At 50.2% G+C, this 520-nt stretch carries 1 protein-coding gene; it reads left to right on the forward strand.

Annotated features, from left to right (window positions below):
- Positions 1-520 (forward strand): hemagglutinin repeat-containing protein (locus tag ACFILO_RS09835; RefSeq protein ID WP_375678254.1); only part of this gene is annotated, 520 nt, incomplete at both ends.

A 520-nucleotide genomic window follows, 5' to 3' on the forward strand; every position in this document is an offset into this window, starting at 1 on the left:
TGGTGATTTATGTGCGCCAACAGGTCAAGGGCATGGATGTTTATGCACCGGTGCTTTACATCCCCGAAAAAGACAGATCCTCCTTTGTTTCTGCTGGGGCTTTGATCATGGGCGATGATATCAATATCACCAGCCAAAATACAAGCAATTCCACGATAACCAATTCAGGGCGGATTGCGGCAAACCACCAATTGCATGTGCATGGTGGGGATATCTTTAGTCAAGGGGGGCATTTTGCGGCGGGTGGTGATGCTGTTATCCTTGCGGAGAAGAATATTCGTTTGGATGCAGGGCGCACAACGGTTGACGGCGTGGAGACCGTATTAAACACCGAGGCGCTTTCTGCTGGTGGCAATGCGAGCGTGATTGCCAAGCAAGATATCACCGCCTCAGGGGTGGGGATCACTACCGGAGGTGATCTTGCCATGGCTACAGAACAAGGTAACTTGACGATCGGTTCAGCAGAAACCCATTACCATGATGAACAGGGTGATGCCACCATGCATCATAAATCAGAAGT

Origin of the sequence: Bartonella sp. AP72JLCBS (genome assembly GCF_042195705.1) — a bacterium.
In the GTDB taxonomy this organism is placed as follows: Bacteria; Pseudomonadota; Alphaproteobacteria; order Rhizobiales; family Rhizobiaceae; genus Bartonella.